General features: G+C 47.8%; 14 protein-coding genes and 1 tRNA gene. 9 read left to right on the top strand and 6 right to left on the bottom strand.

Going from position 1 to position 17,955, the window contains the following annotated elements:
- The first annotated feature begins 225 nt into the window (after positions 1 to 225).
- The 3 genes from Q0986_RS03445 to Q0986_RS03435 all read left to right on the top strand — a co-directional run bounded on the left by Q0986_RS03445 (position 226) and on the right by Q0986_RS03435 (position 3,216).
- Entirely contained in the window at positions 226 to 1,203 is a 978-nt protein-coding gene (locus tag Q0986_RS03445) for a DnaJ C-terminal domain-containing protein (RefSeq protein ID WP_299403850.1), read from the top strand.
- Positions 1,204 to 1,297: 94 nt separating this feature from the next.
- Complete coding sequence (locus tag Q0986_RS03440) at positions 1,298 to 2,278, top strand: SDR family oxidoreductase (protein ID WP_299403846.1); 981 nt, start codon at positions 1,298 to 1,300, stop codon at positions 2,276 to 2,278.
- 20 nt (positions 2,279 to 2,298) lie between these two features.
- The gene (locus tag Q0986_RS03435) at positions 2,299 to 3,216 is read left to right on the top strand and encodes an NAD(+) kinase (protein WP_299403842.1); all 918 of its coding nucleotides are present in this window, start codon (positions 2,299 to 2,301) and stop codon (positions 3,214 to 3,216) included.
- Between the two features lie 4 nt (positions 3,217 to 3,220).
- On the opposite strand, the gene Q0986_RS22875 is transcribed toward Q0986_RS03435, so the two are convergent.
- The 3 genes from Q0986_RS22875 to Q0986_RS03425 form a co-directional block, all read right to left on the bottom strand.
- Positions 3,221 to 3,412: a hypothetical protein gene (locus tag Q0986_RS22875; protein WP_366918503.1), complete on the bottom strand. Its 192-nt coding sequence runs from the start codon at positions 3,410 to 3,412 to the stop codon at positions 3,221 to 3,223.
- A 433-nt stretch (positions 3,413 to 3,845) separates the two neighbouring features.
- The gene (gene uvrC, locus Q0986_RS03430) at positions 3,846 to 5,726 is read right to left on the bottom strand and encodes an excinuclease ABC subunit UvrC (RefSeq protein ID WP_299403837.1); all 1,881 of its coding nucleotides are present in this window, start codon (positions 5,724 to 5,726) and stop codon (positions 3,846 to 3,848) included.
- Positions 5,727 to 5,863: 137 nt separating this feature from the next.
- Positions 5,864 to 6,529, bottom strand: a complete 666-nt coding sequence (locus tag Q0986_RS03425; protein ID WP_299403832.1) for a (d)CMP kinase — start codon at positions 6,527 to 6,529, stop codon at positions 5,864 to 5,866.
- A gap of 369 nt (positions 6,530 to 6,898) precedes the next feature.
- Between Q0986_RS03425 and aspS the strand changes: the two genes are divergently transcribed.
- The 3 genes from aspS to Q0986_RS03410 all read left to right on the top strand — a co-directional run bounded on the left by aspS (position 6,899) and on the right by Q0986_RS03410 (position 10,838).
- Positions 6,899 to 8,686, top strand: coding sequence for an aspartate--tRNA ligase (gene aspS / locus Q0986_RS03420; RefSeq protein WP_299403827.1), 1,788 nt, complete (start codon positions 6,899 to 6,901; stop codon positions 8,684 to 8,686).
- Between the two features lie 166 nt (positions 8,687 to 8,852).
- Positions 8,853 to 9,848, top strand: coding sequence for a PHB depolymerase family esterase (locus tag Q0986_RS03415; protein ID WP_299403823.1), 996 nt, complete (start codon positions 8,853 to 8,855; stop codon positions 9,846 to 9,848).
- Positions 9,849 to 10,145: 297 nt separating this feature from the next.
- The gene (locus tag Q0986_RS03410) at positions 10,146 to 10,838 is read left to right on the top strand and encodes an FkbM family methyltransferase (RefSeq protein ID WP_299403819.1); all 693 of its coding nucleotides are present in this window, start codon (positions 10,146 to 10,148) and stop codon (positions 10,836 to 10,838) included.
- Between the two features lie 1,516 nt (positions 10,839 to 12,354).
- Here Q0986_RS03410 and Q0986_RS03405 read toward each other — a convergent pair.
- Both Q0986_RS03405 and Q0986_RS03400 read right to left on the bottom strand, forming a co-directional pair.
- A complete protein-coding gene (locus tag Q0986_RS03405; RefSeq protein WP_299403815.1) occupies positions 12,355 to 13,686 on the bottom strand; it encodes a hypothetical protein in 1,332 nt (443 codons plus the stop codon).
- Between the two features lie 379 nt (positions 13,687 to 14,065).
- Positions 14,066 to 14,136: transfer RNA gene (locus tag Q0986_RS03400), tRNA-Gly, on the bottom strand.
- Between the two features lie 195 nt (positions 14,137 to 14,331).
- Between Q0986_RS03400 and Q0986_RS03395 the strand changes: the two genes are divergently transcribed.
- The 3 genes from Q0986_RS03395 to Q0986_RS03385 all read left to right on the top strand — a co-directional run bounded on the left by Q0986_RS03395 (position 14,332) and on the right by Q0986_RS03385 (position 16,735).
- The gene (locus Q0986_RS03395) at positions 14,332 to 15,879 is read left to right on the top strand and encodes a histidine kinase N-terminal 7TM domain-containing protein (protein WP_299403811.1); all 1,548 of its coding nucleotides are present in this window, start codon (positions 14,332 to 14,334) and stop codon (positions 15,877 to 15,879) included.
- Positions 15,880 to 15,885: 6 nt separating this feature from the next.
- Positions 15,886 to 16,446 carry a gamma-glutamylcyclotransferase family protein gene (locus Q0986_RS03390; RefSeq protein WP_299403806.1) on the top strand — a complete coding sequence of 187 codons (561 nt, stop codon included), beginning with the start codon at positions 15,886 to 15,888 and terminating at the stop codon, positions 16,444 to 16,446.
- A gap of 136 nt (positions 16,447 to 16,582) precedes the next feature.
- Positions 16,583 to 16,735 (top strand): hypothetical protein, encoded by a 153-nt coding sequence (locus tag Q0986_RS03385; RefSeq protein WP_299403802.1) that lies wholly within the window; start codon positions 16,583 to 16,585, stop codon positions 16,733 to 16,735.
- A 6-nt stretch (positions 16,736 to 16,741) separates the two neighbouring features.
- Here the strand turns inward: Q0986_RS03385 and Q0986_RS03380 are convergent, their stop codons facing one another.
- A complete protein-coding gene (locus Q0986_RS03380; RefSeq protein WP_299403799.1) occupies positions 16,742 to 17,917 on the bottom strand; it encodes a cysteine desulfurase family protein in 1,176 nt (391 codons plus the stop codon).
- Positions 17,918 to 17,955 lie beyond the last annotated feature (38 nt).

Raw genomic sequence — 17,955 nt, 5'->3', positions numbered from 1 at the left:
TTTCCAATCTCCCCTCCTGCCAGCCTTTGAATCGAAAGATGGGAGCAGACGTTAGGCCAATATTGACGTTAAGCCAATATTAAAGATGAGCTAGAGATGGCTACCTTAGACTTCAACAGAGATCTATATCAATGATTTCTGGCCATTGCCCGTCAGGAATGAGAGCACAGCCTATGGCCTTGCCTGATTTGTCGACTCTAACTATTGCCTTGAGGAGTATCACCGATGCCTTCCACGGATTTCAAAGACTATTACAAGATACTGGGGGTCAGTAAATCCGCAAGTGAAACCGAAGTCAAACAGGTGTTTCGGAAACTAGCTCGCAAATATCATCCAGATATGAATCCTGGGGATAAGGCGGCTGAAGCCAAATTCAAAGAAATTAATGAAGCCTATGAGGTGCTCTCGGATCCAGACAAACGTCGAAAATACGATCAGTTTGGTCAGTATTGGAACCAAGCTGGGGGTTCAGCCAGCGGCTTTGATTTTGACTTTGGGCAGTACGGTAGTTTTGATGACTTTATCAATGAATTATTAGGCCGATTCTCAGGCGGATTTGGGTCAGGGGCATCCACCTCAACCGAACGAAGCTACTCCTACCGAACCAGTACCTCTAGCTCACCTGGTTTTGGATTTCAAGACTTTTCGGGTTTCAACTCACCGGGCCTCTCTGCTGATTCCGAAGCAGACCTCAGGTTGACCTTTAGCGAAGCATTAAACGGAGTAGAAAAGCGGCTCACCATTGGTGGGACTGAAACCATCACAGTGCGGATCCCACCCGGTACCAAACCCGAGAGCCGCATTCGAGTAAAAGGGAAGGGACAAATGAATCCCCTGACGCAGTCTCGCGGCGATCTCTACCTTAAAATCAAGCTTGATGCCCATCCCTTCTTTAAATTTGATCAGGATAATATTCTCTGTGAGCTGCCGATTACGCCCGATGAAGCGGTGTTAGGGGGGCAGATCGATGTGCCAACGCTGACGGGCACTGTCCGAATGAATATTCCGGCTGGCATCAAGTCTGGACAAGCGCTACGATTACGGGGTAAAGGCTGGCCTCGGGCGAAAGGGGGAGCCAGCGATCTCGTCGTTAAGATTCAAATTACGCCACCCCCCGATCTCAGTGCAGCCGAGCGAGAATTATATGAGCAACTTGCCCACCTCCGCCGCTTCAACCCACGAACTAACCTACCTAAGTTGTAGGATCGTAATAGATGAGGATCTGCCGATTCAGCCCATGAAGATCTCATCTTTCTGATAAAATATTACAAAAGTTAAGATTTGTATTTAAGACCTCATGAATCTATTAATTGTCGGTGCCACCGGAACACTAGGCAGGCAAATTGTCCGTCGCGCCTTAGACGAGGGACATGAGGTCACTTGTTTAGTGCGTGCCCCACGAGCAGCTACCTTCCTGAGAGAATGGGGAGCCTCATTGATCAAAGGTGACTTGCGGAACCCTGAAACGCTCAGGTTGGCCATGGAAGGTAGCAACGTTGTGATTGATGCCGCCACAGTTCGAGCCACGGATTCGATTAGCATTCGGGAGGTAGACTGGGACGGCAAAGTTTCTCTGATTCAAGCTGCCAAAGCTGCAGGGATTCAGCGGTTTATTTTCTTTTCCATCTTGGGGGCAGAGCATTATCCCAATGTGCCGCTGATGGATATTAAGCACTGTACTGAGTTGTTTCTTAAAGAATCAGGATTAAACTACACCATCCTTAGGCCCTGTGGTTTCTTTCAAGGGCTGATTGGCCAATATGCAATCCCGATTTTAGAAGATCAATCTGTGTGGGTCATGAATGAGGCCACCTCTTCGGCCTACATGGATACACAGGATATTGCTAAATTTGCGGTGAATGCCCTCTCTCACCCTGAAACAGAAAACCAAACCTATGATTTAGCGGGGCCCAAAGACTGGTCTCCCGATCAGATTGTGGAGCTGTGCGAAAATCTAGCCAATCAACCGGCAAAAATCACCCGTATGCCGATTAATTTACTCAGAAGTGGCGAAAAAATAGCTCGTTTCTTTCAGTGGAGTTGGAATATTGCGGATCGCTTAGCATTTAGCGAAGTGATTACCTCGCAAGCTCCTATCACTGTTCCTATGGCGGAGACTTACAAGACCTTTGGGATTGATGAAGCTAGCATTTCAACACTCGAAGCCTATATGCAAGAATATTTTGATCGTATTCTCAAAAAACTGAAACAACTGGAATACGAAAAGAATCAAAAGCAATCTCGCAAACGAAGCCCTTTCAAAACTCCATCTTCATAACGATAGGTTGAATCTTGAGCGTGGCGAAAGCTGGCATCATCTATAACGATCTCAAGCCCTTCGCTTGCCGAATAGCGACAGAGCTCAAAGAAAAGTTTCAAGCCTGTGGTTGGCAAGTCAGTATGGCCACAGGTGTCGGCGGTATTTTGGGTTATTCCCGACCGGGACATCCCGTCTGTTTCTCTGCCATTGACGAATTAGTTCCTGCGGGATTCGATCAGGACGTTAAGTTTGCCATTGTGTTAGGCGGGGATGGCACCGTGCTATCTGCAGGACGGCAGTTAGCCCCCTGCAATATCCCGATGCTGACCGTAAATACGGGGCATATGGGTTTTTTGACTGAAACCTATGTCAATCAACTGAACGAAGTCTTTGATCTATTGTTAGAAGAAGACTTCTCTATTGAAGAACGAGCAACGTTAACCGTCCAAGTCGTCAGTGGCGACAAAGTGCTTTGGGAAGCGCTTTCTCTCAATGAGATGCTGCTGCATAAAGAGCCCTTAACGGGCATGTGCCATTTTGAAATTGAGGTGGGCGAACATGCCGTGGTGGATATTGCGGCTGATGGCTTGTTGGTCTCCACGCCAACGGGCTCGACAGCTTACGCCTTAGCAGCTGGCGGACCTGTGATTGCGCCGGGTGTGCCGGTTATGCAGCTGATCCCGATTTGCCCCCACTCTTTGGCCTCGCGGGCGCTGGTTTTTGCTGATACGGAACCGGTAGGAATCTTCCCTGCTAACCAACAACAGCTGGTGCTGGCCGTGGATGGCAATGCAGGGTGCTACATCTCGCCTGGCGAGCGCGTTCGGATTCACAAATCTCCCTATGCAGCCCGCTTTATCCGCTTAGGCTCGCCTGAATTTTTCAAAATTTTGCGCGAAAAATTAGGCTGGGGGTTACCCCATATTGCTAAACCCACATCGGTAGAGCTACCGTAATCTGTTAGGAGGAAGAGGAGCAGCTGCTCATATATAGACCTGGTGCATACGCTTCCACAACTTCGCCGGTTGTAGCATCTGTAATCATCAAATAATCACAGGCCACGCATTGCGTACGGGTCAGATTATCAATATAGTGGCGCTCGCCATATTCACTGCCACAGTTAGGGCAGCGGATTTTTTCTATGCGGCTCATAATTAAAGTCCTTATCTTAAATGAGGAAACAGATGGTGATTCAGAGGTAGAAAAAGAAAGAAATTATTAAGAAATTACGATTTAAAATATAAGTGAAAAAGTTTCTAAGCTTGATCCCCTACATTTATAGCATTGGCTGAATTGAAACTTGTAGGTATTTTAATGATTTTTTAAATTGATCCCCAAATGATCCCCAGCCCTTAAAAGGCACAGAATTGTCTGATGATCAGAAGTTGAGATGTCAGATACTGAGTAGACGGGGATCACCTTGAAATCATTTTAAAAACACGCTTGCGAGACAAATATCATTTTCAGCTGTAGTAGAGAAGTGTTCAATAAATAGACACTTTATCGTCGATAGAAGTTTGAGGTTTTTCTCTCTCTACAAACGCTTGCTCAAGGCTTTTTTGCTGAAATCATCACTGACCACACCTTAGGCAGGATGGAAGTAATCATAAATTTTCTGAGCCAGATGAGGGCCAATCGTAGGAACATTCTCCAGCTGTTCTGGACTGGCCTCCCGAATATAGTCAACTGAACGAAAGGCGGCTAACAATTCCTTTTGGCGGTGGTGCCCGAGGCCTGGAATATCGTCGAGGCGAGACCGCCTCATTCGATCGAGCCGTTTTTGCCGATGAAAACTAATGGCAAATCGATGGGCTTCATCGCGCAATCGTCTAAGCAGTTGAACTCCGGGCTGTTCCGCATCGGTAGGTACGGGGTGACTCGCACCGGGTTGGAAAATCTCTTCTCGTTGCTTGGCTAGGCTGATCACCTGTAGGTCTTCCGCCACCTCTAATTTGGTTAGAGACGTCATCACCGCTGATAATTGCCCTTTGCCCCCATCGATGACCACTAAGTCTGGCCAGTCAGCCGTTCCTTGCCGAGGGATATCGGGGGACTCCTGATATTGGCGAAAGCGGCGATGTAGCACCTCTGCCAAGCTGGCAAAGTCGTCAGAATGACCAGCGCGAACGTGGGGATTCCGAATTTTGTACCGCCGATAATGTTGTTTAGCGGGTAGACCGTCGAGGAAGACGACTCTAGAAGCGACAGCGTCAGATCCCTGAATATGAGAAATGTCGTAGCATTCAAGGCGGTGAGGCAGGTCAGGTAGATCGAGCAAAGTCGCCAGGTCTTGGAGGGCTTGGATGTTGCGATCGCGACTCTTCTGCATCCGAGCCAGCTCATATTGGGCATTGCGTCCTACCATCTCAACTAGTTCGGCTTTGAGCTGCCGCTGTGGGCAGACAATGCTGACTTTGCGACCCTTCCGTTGACTGAGATAGCTGGTCAGTAAATCTGTTTCTGGAAGATCGGTTTGGACCAGGATTTCGGTGGGCAGTTCTACGGGATCGGCACTGCCATAATGGGCTTCAAGAACATGCTGCAAAATCATCCCCAGCGATCCAGATTGAACATCAGCCATAAACCCAAGTCGGCCCACTAAACGTCCTGATCGAATCTGGAAGAGTTGGACACAGGCACATTGATCGTCCGCCGCGAGGGCAATGGCATCTCGCGAAATCGTATCGTCCGGCAAGGCCACTTTTTGATCGGCGCCCAACCCTTGCAAGCCTTTAATTTGGTCGCGCAGTCGGGCCGCTTGTTCAAAATTGAGCGCTTCGGCGGCTGCTTCCATTTGCTGTGACAGGGTCTGGATCAGTTCGCTGGTACGGCCCTGAAAAATCATGACCACTTTTTGCAGGGTGTGCCGATAGGCGGCGGGTGAAATCAGTTCTTGGCAAACGCCTGGGCAGCGACCAATTTCATAGTTGAGGCAAGGACGGTCCTTAAAGAGCGGTTTTCGTCGCTGGCGCAGGGGAAAAAGACGTTTGACTAAGCGCAAGGTCTGTCGCAACTGCCAAACATCGACATAGGGACCGTAATATTTGTCTTGGGCATTCCCCAAACGCCGCTTGCGAGTAATAAAAATCCGAGGATAGGTTTGCGACCAGGTGACGCAAAGATACGGGTATTTTTTATCGTCTTTGAGCAGCACATTAAAGTGGGGCTGGTGCTGTTTGATCAGGTTAGCTTCCAGCGCTAACGCTTCGGCTTCGGTATCCGTGACGATAAATTCAATATCGGCGACCTGATGCACCATCAGTTCAATCCGAGGAGGATGGTCTTGAATTTGGCGGAAGTAGGACCGCACGCGGTTTCTCAGTTTTTTCGACTTGCCGATGTAGAGAATGTCATCGTTGGCATCGCGCATAAAGTAGACACCGGGCTCAGGGGGAATTTCTCGCAGCCTGGCTTCTAAGCGATCGCGATTTTTAAGTAGGGTCGAGGGGGAAGCAGAATCGGTCACAGGGGTGAATGACAGGTTATACAGCTATTCACTCTAGATCCTAAATCTTCTGCATCCAATCCACACAGAAGTTGGTGCTTGAGCTTAGATCTTAAGCTGCCGAAACTCAGTTCGTTGTGAAACTCAAGACAGCTGTTTTACGACTGTTCATCAGCTTGACCTAGCACAAGATCATACTCATGGGCTGGTGTAATTGAGCCGAAATAATAATCTTCAGCTGCTGCCCAGCGACGTTCCCAGTCGTCTCGATATGCCTCTCCCTCTCGCTTTAGGAGACGTGCGCGACGCACCTGTGTAGGGATATTGAGTAAGACGCGAATATCGAGTAAATCCGACAGTTCTGGTCGAGCGCTATACGCACCTTCTAGGAGTACTACTGGTGTTGCAACACATCGTATCGGCTGAGGTTTCAGGGGAATGATGTCTGCATCCCAGTCATCACTGTCCCAATCGAAATACTGCCAAACAGCCGTACCTTGGTTTCGCAAAGACTTTAGTAGTAGGCGCTGACGCTGCCAGTCAATGACCCGATCAATCTTTTGGTCAATAGATATCGCATCCCATGTTGATGCACTACCACCACCGTAGAATTGATCGCCTTCGATCACGGTAACAATCGCTTCTTCTGAAGAATCAGCATTCAATTCGTCAGCCACAATTGAGGCTATTGTTGACTTTCCAGAGCCACTGCGCCCGTCAAGGGCAATAAAAATTGGCACCGTTCGGCAGTTCAGTTCTCGTCGAAGCAGCTCAACCAGTGGCTGTGCTTGGGTACAAGATTCCTGTAATTCTATTTCACTCACTTCAATCTCAAGGCTCTTGTGTAAATGAAATGTTATGTCATTACCAAAAGACTAATTAATGAACTTTCACTACTCTAGAATTACGACCATAGTAGTCAAGTCTAACCCTGGTGGATTTTAACGGCTCGGCTCACCGTTTAAAAGGGCTCTGCACTCTATGCCACCTGAATAAATCCGGCAAACTCTTAGACGGTAATAATTCTAGTTGTCCTAAAGCAAGCCGATATAACCCTCATTCACTGATTTCAGTCTAGAGCTGCATCCATAGAGAATAGCTGCGATAATAGGTGAGTTTGCCAAGGTGCAATGATACCTCCCTGTTGGTGGGGAGAACCTTGTTGTTTAAAGCGGGAGCGAGATCAATCCAATATGCGAACCCACTATTGCAGTGAATTACGAAATGATCATGTGGGTGAACGGGTTACCCTCTGTGGTTGGGTAGACCGTCGTCGCGATCACGGGGGGGTGATTTTTTTGGACGTGCGCGATCGCACCGGGATTATCCAAATTGTCAGTGATCCAGAACGCACGCCTGACGCCTATCCCCAAGCCGATGCCCTGCGCAATGAATATGTGGTGCGCATTCAGGGGAAGGTAAGTCGCCGCCCCGATGATTCTCTTAATCCTCGGCTACCCACGGGTGAGGTGGAGATCTATGCCGATCAGATTGAACTGCTCAATGCCGTGCATCAGCAGTTGCCCTTTCAGGTCTCGACAGCTGATGAAGAATCGGTCAAAGAAGAGCTACGCCTTAAGTATCGATATTTGGATTTGCGCCGCGATCGCATGCACCAAAACATTATGATGCGGCATCGGTTGATGCAATCTATCCGTCGCTACCTAGAAGATCAGCAAGGCTTTGTGGATGTTGAAACCCCAGTCCTAACACGCTCCACTCCCGAAGGTGCACGAGACTATCTAGTACCCAGTCGAGCCAATCCAGGAGAATGGTTTGCACTACCGCAGTCTCCCCAGATTTTTAAGCAATTGCTGATGGTATCGGGGTTTGACCGCTATTACCAAATTGCCCGCTGTTTCCGGGATGAGGATTTGCGCGCCGACCGCCAGCCGGAATTTACCCAGCTGGATATGGAAATGAGCTTTATGTCTCAGGCAGAAATCATCCAGCTCAACGAAGACTTAATGCGGCATGTCTTCAAGACCCTGAAAGATATTGACTTACCAAAGACCTTCCCGCAGATGACCTATAGCGAAGCGATGGAACGCTACGGCACCGATCGCCCAGATACCCGGTTTGAACTTGAGTTAGTGAATGTCTCTGACTTATTGGCAGACTCAGGCTTCAAGGTATTTTCGGGGGCGATTAAAAAAGGGGGACAAGTTAAAGTTCTGCCCATCCCTGATGGCAATGCCAATATTTCTAACGTTCGCATTAAACCGGGTGGCGATTTATTTTCTGAAGCCAGTGCCGGTGGCGCCAAAGGTCTGGCCTATATCCGGGTCAAAGACGATGGGGCCATCGATACAATTGGGGCGATTAAAGACAACCTCTCTCCAGAGCAAACGGCAGAACTTTTAGAGCGGACCGGAGCCAAGCCGGGTCATCTACTTCTGTTTGGCGCAGGTCCTACGGAGATCGTGAATGCGTCTCTCTCCAGGTTGCGTCTAGCGTTGGGTGCAGAGATGAATCTGATTGATCCTGACCAAATCGATCTACTGTGGATTACCGAGTTCCCCATGTTCGAGTGGAACGCCGATGAAAAGCGGCTAGAAGCGCTCCACCACCCCTTTACAGCGCCTTACCCTGAAGATGCAGCAGATCTCAAAACAGCCCGTGCTCAAGCCTATGACCTGGTCTATAACGGTCTGGAAATTGGCGGTGGAAGTCTGAGAATTTATCAAGCGGATTTGCAACGGCGAGTGTTTGATGCCATTGGCTTATCAGAGGAGGAAGCCCAGGATAAATTCGGGTTCTTGCTGAATGCCTTTAACTTTGGTGCCCCTCCCCACGGCGGGATTGCCTATGGTATTGATCGCTTGGCCATGCTTCTCAGCGGTGAAGAGTCGATTCGAGACACCATTGCATTTCCCAAAACCCAGCAGGCGCGTTGCTTACTCACTCAAGCCCCTTCCAATGTGGATCAGAAGCAGCTGAAAGAATTGCAGATCAAATCCACAGCTGAGGCTAAAAAGTAGCTGCTTCCGGCGTGAGAGCCGCTTGCAAGGGACGCCTGATCCGGTTGACATCCAATAAAGTCTGGCCGGATTGAACCTTACTCCTGCTCAGCCAGTCTAAGCCTTAGGTGAAGTTCATTTGGGTGAGAGGCTCACCCCATTCAAGAGGTGCAGAGGAGTTGCTGATATGAAGGGATTTGGACGGACGGTCGGGGCAGTGGGTCTTGGCGTTTGTATGGTGTCGTCATCCATCCTCTTGTGTATTGGCTGCCAGGCCAGTTCCGTAACGCCCCCAAACTCAAAGAGCAATCCTGCAAACAGCCTAACGAAACGGGTTAGGCATGAAGGCATCCAGCGAACCTATCATATTTACTTACCGGAAGGGTTTAACCGACAGAAGTCGCTGCCATTGGTATTGGCCCTGCATGGAGGAGGGGGAACGGGCCGCCAGTTTGATCAAAAGCTTTCTCAAGACCAGTTCAAGACCCTTGCGAATCAGCGAGGTGTCATTTTGGTTTTCCCCGATGGCATAAATCGCCAATGGAGTGACGGGCGGACTCCGCATCTGAAGCGCAATAAATCCTACGATGATGTTGGCTTTTTGTCCAAGGTCATTGACAAGATGATTGAGGAGTATGGCGTTGATGCTCGACGGGTCTACGTTACTGGCATTTCTAATGGTGGGTTTATGTCAGTGCGCTTGGCGCTAGATTTATCGGACAAAATTGCTGCGATCGCACCTGTCACTGCCCAACTTCCCCTCGCTCTACAGCATCAGACTCCTAAGCAACCGATTTCCGCCATGTTCATCAACGGCACGGAGGATCCAATTGTGCCTTATCAGGGCGGGCATGTTCGTCTGTTTCGGTTGGGTCGTAGTCGAGGCGAAATCCTTTCAACGACCGATACCATTGAGCATTTTCGCCTTCGCAATCACTGTCAGGCTACACCCAAGAGAACATCACTCCCTGATACGGATCCTAACGATGGGACAAGGGTTGAAATGGAGCAATATACCGGCTGTGCTGATCAGACAGAGGTCACTCTCGTCAAAGTGATTGGTGGAGGCCACTCTTGGCCCGGTGGTGCGCAATATCTAAGCCCCAGATTGATAGGTAGGGTGTCGAAGGATATCAATGCGAGTGCCATGATCGTTGACTTTTTCCTCAAACATTCGCGGTAAGAAAGAACGAACGAAGATTTAAGTTCAAAAAGCTGTCATGCAGAACAGACTTGCAGTCTAGCCAATTTCAAGGGGAGTAATACATCCCCTTGAATGACTCCCTGCGGTCATGCGCTCGATCTCCTGACGCCAAATCAAAGAGTATGGCGCGGGGCTTCCACGTTGAACTAAACGCGCTTTTTTTCATTCACCCCTCCCCTAAGATTGAATAGACAAGCGATTACCTTGGTGATACGTTAGGAGCAGTTTTATTCAGTTGTGATTGTTGTACCTTGCTGCAGCAAACGCAGAAATTGAATGATGATTGTTGCTAAAAGCAAAATACTTTTATATCGCATTAGGAAAGCATTAGCAGAAGACCCAAACCAATTCCTACAACAGGTTACTGGGGTGATTCATATTGGCGCTAATGTTGGACAAGAACGGAATCTCTATAAAAAGTACGATTTAGATGTTATTTGGATTGAGCCCATCCCTGAGGTTTTTACTCAACTCCAAGCCAACTTGAGCGGCTATAAAGAACAGCGCGCATTTCAATATCTAGTGACAGAAGTTGACCATCAGAAATATGACTTTTTTATCTCCAATAATAATGGGCAATCCTCGTCCATTCTAGATTTGAAAGGGCATAAAGAGATTTGGCCTAATATTGAGTTCACCACTACTCTTTCTCTCGCTAGCATCACTTTGGACTCACTTCTCAAAAAAGAACAAATAGATGTAACGCGTTACCAAGCGCTCATTATGGACACGCAAGGATCAGAGATGCTGGTCTTACAGGGTAGTCTTCCTGTTTTAAAGCATTTTGAATTTATCAAATTAGAAGTGCCAGATTTTGAGTCTTATGGAGGCTGCTGTCAGCTCTCAGATATCAGCGCGTTTATGATGGAGAATGGATACTCTGAATACGCTCGTGATAAGTTTGCTAGCCGGGCAAAAGTAGGAAGCTATTTCGATATTGTTTACAGAAATAAAACAAAATCTGAGTAAGCCAATCTTGAAGACCTGAAGTCAGCTATCCCTGATGTAAATCTTTGCTACGCAGTAGCAGCCCAGACTGCCATATCCATTAAGACGGATGATATCGCTACACCCTTGACCTTACTGATGATGTGGCTGGGAAAAGTCAGTCCTTTACAAGTTAAACCAAAAGATTCGAGCCAGAATTTGTACATTCCAGAATTAAATGACACTTTTCTGGAATTAATGTCACAGCTTTAAATCTTTGAGGAATATATCAGATAAGGACTTCGGAGAAATTTAGTTTTTTTCTCAACTGATTATCTTTTCATAATTAAATGTCAATTCTTTATAGGACTTTCCAGAATTAGGTGTCATTTCTTGTCTTCAGTGCCAAATCTACAAATTTTATTGATGGCACTGTTGTTCTTGAGATGGATATTTCTAGTGAGCTAATAGATAAGTGATAACTACCAATGTGTCGCTTTTCTATCCAAATCAGAGCATTACACGACACTTGAAATCTAATATTCTATGTAGAGGATTTATACGTCAGTCAGTCGTATAACTATAGTCAGGCTACCGTATATACAAGTGTTCGACTTCAACCAAGTGACCGTAGAACCGATCGAGTGGCCAATAGCATATGGCCATGGCCAACCAGAAGGGACCGCCTTATCGGACGGCCTAGCTGTGTTTTTCGTCTATCCTGCCAGGGTCCCCGGTAGATGGGTAGTTCTGCGTTTCCAAGAACCTGAAAGTGTCTGCTACGGGACACCCAATATCTCAGAACTTGACTCGCAAGCTCTGGCAGGAAAGGCCCCACCGGGGCAGCTATGTATTGTTCACAACTCACCTTGGAAGGTAGAGGCAGAGAGAACGAACGCGGCCCATCATCAGTATGATCCGAGGTATTGGGAGAGAATCAAGCACTATTTCGCGTTTCTGTGGGACTACACGTTTCAGTGCCTTGCGTCGGGGTTTGTTGCCGAAGAACTGAACGGTCCTTATGCACAAGTGCTCGCAAACGCAGTAGATTCGATGCACGTATCCGGGGAAGCCAAGCGTGCCAATGATCGGAACGCCGACGCCTAACAAATCGGTGAACCGGAGTACTCAAAACAGTCGGTTACGAATGGAGCGGTTTCCGTTTGCAATCGGTTACCTCAGACGTTACACAATACTAATTTTGGAAAACGAACCACAAAATCCTATCTAATTCACTTGGAGTCAGGAAGATTATTTAACTAGCATCGAGATTGGGTAGGTCTGAGAGATCCAGAAGGCTATGAGGGGAAAAGGTTCCGCGTTTTATTCTTCGCCGAATGATCTACTAGACATCTCCTAGCCACCAGTCACATTTCTAATTTTGTGACATTAATTCTGGAAAAGTGCATTGCTCCTAGCAAACGACAAATCACTTGCAGGGCATGAGGCCGGTCGTTTAATGGGTCAGCTTGTTAGAAACAATGCTCCTTTAGCCTCGCAGTCGTATAACCATAGTTATGTGGCCCAACACCACCTACGTCAGATGTTGGGGGCATGTTTACATCTTCAAAACCTCAACGGCTTTTCCCTCGACCTCTCTTCCTCGAAACAGTGTAACTGGTCCGTCATTTGAGATGACAAAACCGTGTGAACGCGGCAGACAATTAATTGCGGAAGCCATTGACCGATGACGCATCCCCTTCATATTTTTTTCCAAATAGTCATTCGCTTCTTGGCTCAAATCCCCAACATCCGAAACTTCCAGTTTGACTCCCATTGCTACGGGTTCGAGGAATTTTCCCAGAACTAAAGCCCCATCAGGGATCATCATGTCGCACAGCATACTTGCGTACTCATTTAGTTGGTAAGAGAGTCTTTCAATGATCCATTTCACATAATCTTTCCTATCCTTAGATTCTTGTGGGAGCTGATCAATCGGTCTTCTCTCTTGCTCAAGGTGCTGCCAAATGGCTTGCCATGCCGTCCAGTTAATGACAGATGTGCATGGCATCTCAGTGCCGTTTCGATCTCTATGCTCGAACAATTCGGGTGGCTTGATGGTTTTTACGTTGTCGATTGACTCGGAACCATCGAGAACGATGGCTGCACCTCCGCGACCACGCCTGGCCAATCGACTTACTGCTGTAGTAAATACCTGATGCATGGCGTGTCGGCCATGAAACACATCTTCAGAGAAAATACTGATCGGCAAATTCTCGCTGAAGTACGGGTAGTTATAGCACCCCGCAGAAGTAGGAACTGGCTGACCTGGAAGACGTTCCAGCTCAACGAGAAATCTATTAACCTCCCCTCCATTCTGAGAAAACACCTTCTCTGTTTTTTCCTCAAAATTGCGTGTGTAATACCGACCACCCTGATACCTCGCAATCGGTGTTTCGACAGTCTCACGAATAGATTTCCGTGTCACATGACAAGCTCTAATATCTGCAATCCCCATTGCATCCAGTTCTAGGTAGCTACCCCATATCACCCCCATGAACTTGTCATGAATTTGTCTTCGCGGGACGTCGGTAATTCCAACTATCGTCAGTTCGTCCTCTCTCATTTCAAGCTGAATTGCTCTTACTCCGTAGCATGAAAGCTGGCTCAGTTTTGGCAAACCGGTCTCAGCCCGTATTGGATCAATCCATTTTGTGCTGTTCTGATCGTGACTGCGCTCGGTAAGAACACAAAAAGGACGCAGACAGTCCCCTTCTTCCTTTTGAAGGCTGGTCTTAAAGACGCATAGTACGGCTTCCTCTGCGCCTCTTGGCAGTGTGACGCTACCAAGTTGACTCAGGAACTGTTTCGGATTAAATGTAAACACTACGGGTTTATTGCAACAAACTAAACACACGCCGATTTTCGGAGGAGTGGTATTCGGAGTCAAATCGGTTCGGCTTGACCGCCGGATGGCAGTAACTCTGCCTACGGTGCAACACTTGGTTCGATTTCTCTGCCATGCCGCCAGCCTCATGAATGTTACACGACACTAATTCTGGAAAACGAACCAGTACATTCTATTTGGTCTTCTTAAAGTTAGGAATATTATTAAACTAGCATCGAGATTGGATGGGTCTGAGAGATCGAGAAAGCTTTAAGGGGCAAGGGTTCTGCGTTTTATTCTTCGCCGAGTGATCTCGCATACATCCACTTCGACCAGTCACATTTCTATGTTTTTGTGACACTAATTCTGGGAAACGGACAAATAATTCTGGAATGTACAGAAACGGACAAATAATTCTGGAATGTACAGAATTACTTGATAAAGCGGGTGGGGGGAATCGAACCCCCATCATTAGCTTGGAAGGCTAAGGTTTTACCACTAAACTACACCCGCATTTGGCCGAGGGTTCGGCACAATTTAGGCTAACACAATTTGGCTATCTTTCTGCAAGCTCGTCTCACCTTCTTCGCAGCATGTCTTCTTCTACCTCGAAACACAACGTGTGCATAATCATCAAACCATAGGAAGACGCCAAGCTCAGGCAGGATATACCGAATAGGCTACGATAGTGCTAATTCATGATGGATCATGCTGATTTACTACCTCCTAGCACTTTTACCTGCGATCTCAGCTATTGCGACAGGCAGTATTGCTATTTATATGTGGCAACAGCGATCCGTTACCGGCGCAAAACCCTTTATTGGGTGCATCGTGAGCATCTGTATCTGGTGCTTTTTTTCGGTTCTAGAATGTCTGAGCATACAAGCCACTCCCCGCATCGTTTTTGGAAAACTGCAATATCTAGGCATTCCTTTTTTTGCGCCCTATTGGTTTATCTTTACCCTGCAGTACACCCATCATGATGCTCGTCTTTCTCACCAGAAAATGCGATGGCTGATGGTTGTGCCTCTCCTCAGCCTGCTTTTTGCCTTTACTGATCCTTTGCATGGCCTCATTTGGACCTCTGTTAAATTGGGCAGGACTCCTGCCCCACAGCTAATGATTCAGCATGGCTGGTGGTTTAGTTACGTGATGATGCCCTATAACTACTTGTTGTTGCTAGGGGGAGTCGGGGTCCTACTCAATACCTATTTTGCTAGCTCTCAAATCTATCGGCAGCAAATCCTGGTGCTTTTGTCAGCCACAATCATTCCCTTCTTCTCTAGTTTGTTGTACTTGCTGGCAGATGTACATCTCAATGGCTTAGATCTGACACCTATTAGCTTTGCACTCAGTAGTGTGATCATGATTAGGGGGCTGTTCCGTGGCAGACTATTCGAGATCTCACCGATTTCCTATCGCACAGTGTTTTTAAATACCGAAGATGCGGTCATTTTTCTAGATACCAGACATCATATTGTCGATTTAAATCCCAGTGCTTACCGGGAAAGCCAACATCGTGATGTTCTAGGTCAACCTTTTGCTGTGGGTTTTCCAGCCTATCAGCATCTGCTGACCACTCCTCTGCCTGTAGAAATAACAGACACCATTGAACTCTCTCACCCTTCTCACCCCCTATTCAAGGAGGTTAAGATTCGCGCCTTACAAAGTCCGGGTTACCGTCCAGTGGGATCTGTTGTCATTATTCGTGATGTGACGGTAGAACATCAAAAACAGGTGCAGCTGCAGCAGTTTGCTTACTTTGACAGTCTGACTGGGCTTTGTAATCGACGACAATTAGAAATTACAGGCAAGCTGGCACTCAGTAGTGCTGGCCAAGGACTTTGGCCTGTAGCATTGCTATACGTGGATTTGAATGACTTCAAACCCATTAATGATACCTACGGTCATCATATTGGCGATATTGTTCTCATTCACGTTGCGAAGTGTCTCAAAACCTGTGTGCGCCAGGGCGATATTGTTGTCCGTCTGGGTGGAGATGAATTTGTGGCCTTACTCTTTCAAGCCAATCAGGATGCTGCCCATAATACACGTGAGCGGATTGCCGTTCGACTGCAACAAACGCTAGACATTGAGGCCCATACACTCCACATTACGGCTAGTATTGGTATCGCCTGTCATCCCCATAACGGCAGGAGTTTACCAGAACTCTTACACTGGGCAGATCAAGCGATGTATCAAGATAAGCAAGTCTATCGAGCACAGCATAGCCCATTCTTTGTAGACCATTCATGACGGATTATGGCTAGCTCAGTCCATTACTTCGCCTATGGGTCTAATTTATATCGTGCTCGTCTACAGCAGCGAGTGCCCTCCGCTACGGTGATCAGTCAAGGCCAACTGTTAGGGTATCGGCTGCGATTTAATAAGATAGGGCTCGATGGCTCGGGAAAAGGCAATATAGAAGCAACGGGATGTTCTGAAGATAGCGTCTGGGGCGCGATATTTCAGCTCGATCCCACAGAACTTCCGGCCTTGGATCGTGCAGAAAGCTTAGGCGTGGGCTATGCTCGCCACCCCCTGAAGGTTGTGACCCCGCAAGGCAATATCACTGCCTTTACCTACATTGCTCTGCTCAAAGATAATGCGTTGAGCCCTTTTCATTGGTACAAAGCCTATGTTGTAGTGGGAGCGATGAATCAGGGATTACCAACGGCTTATATCCACGGCCTGAGAGCTGTTTTATCTGTTCCTGACCCCGATGCACAACGTTGCCGACAAAACACCCTACGATCAGACATTGCGCAACTGCACCAAGCCTTGATGTTGAACGACTCGCATCCAACTTCTATTAACGATTGATCCACGAGATAACGTTATCTTTATTTACAAAATCAGGCTGCTTTTATAACGATAAATCGCAAAGGGTGTCCAAAGTGCCTGAGCCTTGGCATGCTGATCATAGACATCATCACTCCCACATATTCTCAAGCCTAATATGAATTCTTTTACCTCTCGGATTTGTTCTAAAACGAGTTTAGCGATTGGTTTATATCTAGCTGCAATGGTGAGCTTAGCCTTTTTGGCCCATGCTCAGCTCAATGCGATGCAGTTAATTCAAACTAGCCGACCTGTGGGTGTTGCGCCTTAAGACGGTTTAGTGAGGGACAGCAGCTGACATAGTCGTTGGAGCCAACAGTCTAGTTAACAGCTGGTGCAGCACTGTTGTGGTCCAGTCAATATCTGCTGAGGTGGTGTGTTTTCCTAGCGTTAGGCGAATACCCGTCAAGGCTTGCTGATCGGAGTATCCCATGGCCTTGAGGATGCGGCTGGGCTCTAATGTGCCACTGTGACAAGCAGAGCCAGCGCTGATGGCAATTCCCGCTTGATTCATGTGCCGTACTAAGGTTTTGCCAGTGATATGAGCTGGCGCATGAGGAGGCAAACAAAAACTGAGATGGTGGGGGAGGCGATGGTTAAAATCTCCTGTGGGAATTAGATAGGGGGATGTTGCCAGTTGGGACAACATGCGATCGCGTAATTGCAGCAGCCGTTCTTGTTCTGCCGTCATCTGCTCAGCCATTAATTCAGCAGCTAAACCAAACCCCGCTAAGGTGGGGACAGCAGGTGTGCCCGAACGCCATCCTTGTTCTTGTCCACCGCCCGCAAGCAAGGGAACCAGTGGCGTTCCTGACCGCACATACAAGGCCCCTGCGCCTTGAGGACCATAGAGCTTATGACTAGAAAGCGAGACTAAATCAACCGGTAAAGCCTGCACATCTATGGGGAGTCGGCCGACGACTTGGACAGCATCAGTATGGAACAGCACCCCTTGATCGCGAGCAATTTGCCCCAGGGCCTGAATGGGTTGGAGGGTTCCGACTTCGCTTTGCCCATAAATGATAGACACTAAAACGGTATTCTCTTGCAGTGCATCCTGTAAGGTCGCTGGAGCGACCCGACCGTGCCCATCCACAGGTAAACGGGTTACTTGCCATCCCTGCTGTTCTAATAACCTGGCAGGCTCGGCAATGGCAGCATGCTCAACACTAGAGATAATCAAATGCTGCGGTTGAGCAACGGTTCTAGCGATGCCCATGATCGCCAAATTATTGGCCTCTGTGCCACCCGAGGTAAAGATAATAGACTCAGAAGAGGCATGGATTAAGTCAGCGACTTGCATGCGTGCCTCTTCGAGCACAGTGGCTGCGCGTTGACCCCACTCATGCAAACTTGATGGATTGCCCCACTGCTCTTGCCACACCGCAGCCATTGCTGAAATCACCTGTGGATAACAGGGAGTCGTTGCGCTGTAGTCTAAGTAGATTTGCATAAAGGGATGGATCTAACGAGCAAAAACGACAGGTGATG

Source organism: Acaryochloris sp. IP29b_bin.148 (genome assembly GCF_028285565.1).
GTDB lineage: Bacteria > Cyanobacteriota > Cyanobacteriia > Thermosynechococcales > Thermosynechococcaceae > Acaryochloris.
The sequence above is the reverse complement of the archived record's forward strand: the minus strand, read 5'-3'. Positions and strand labels throughout refer to the sequence as shown.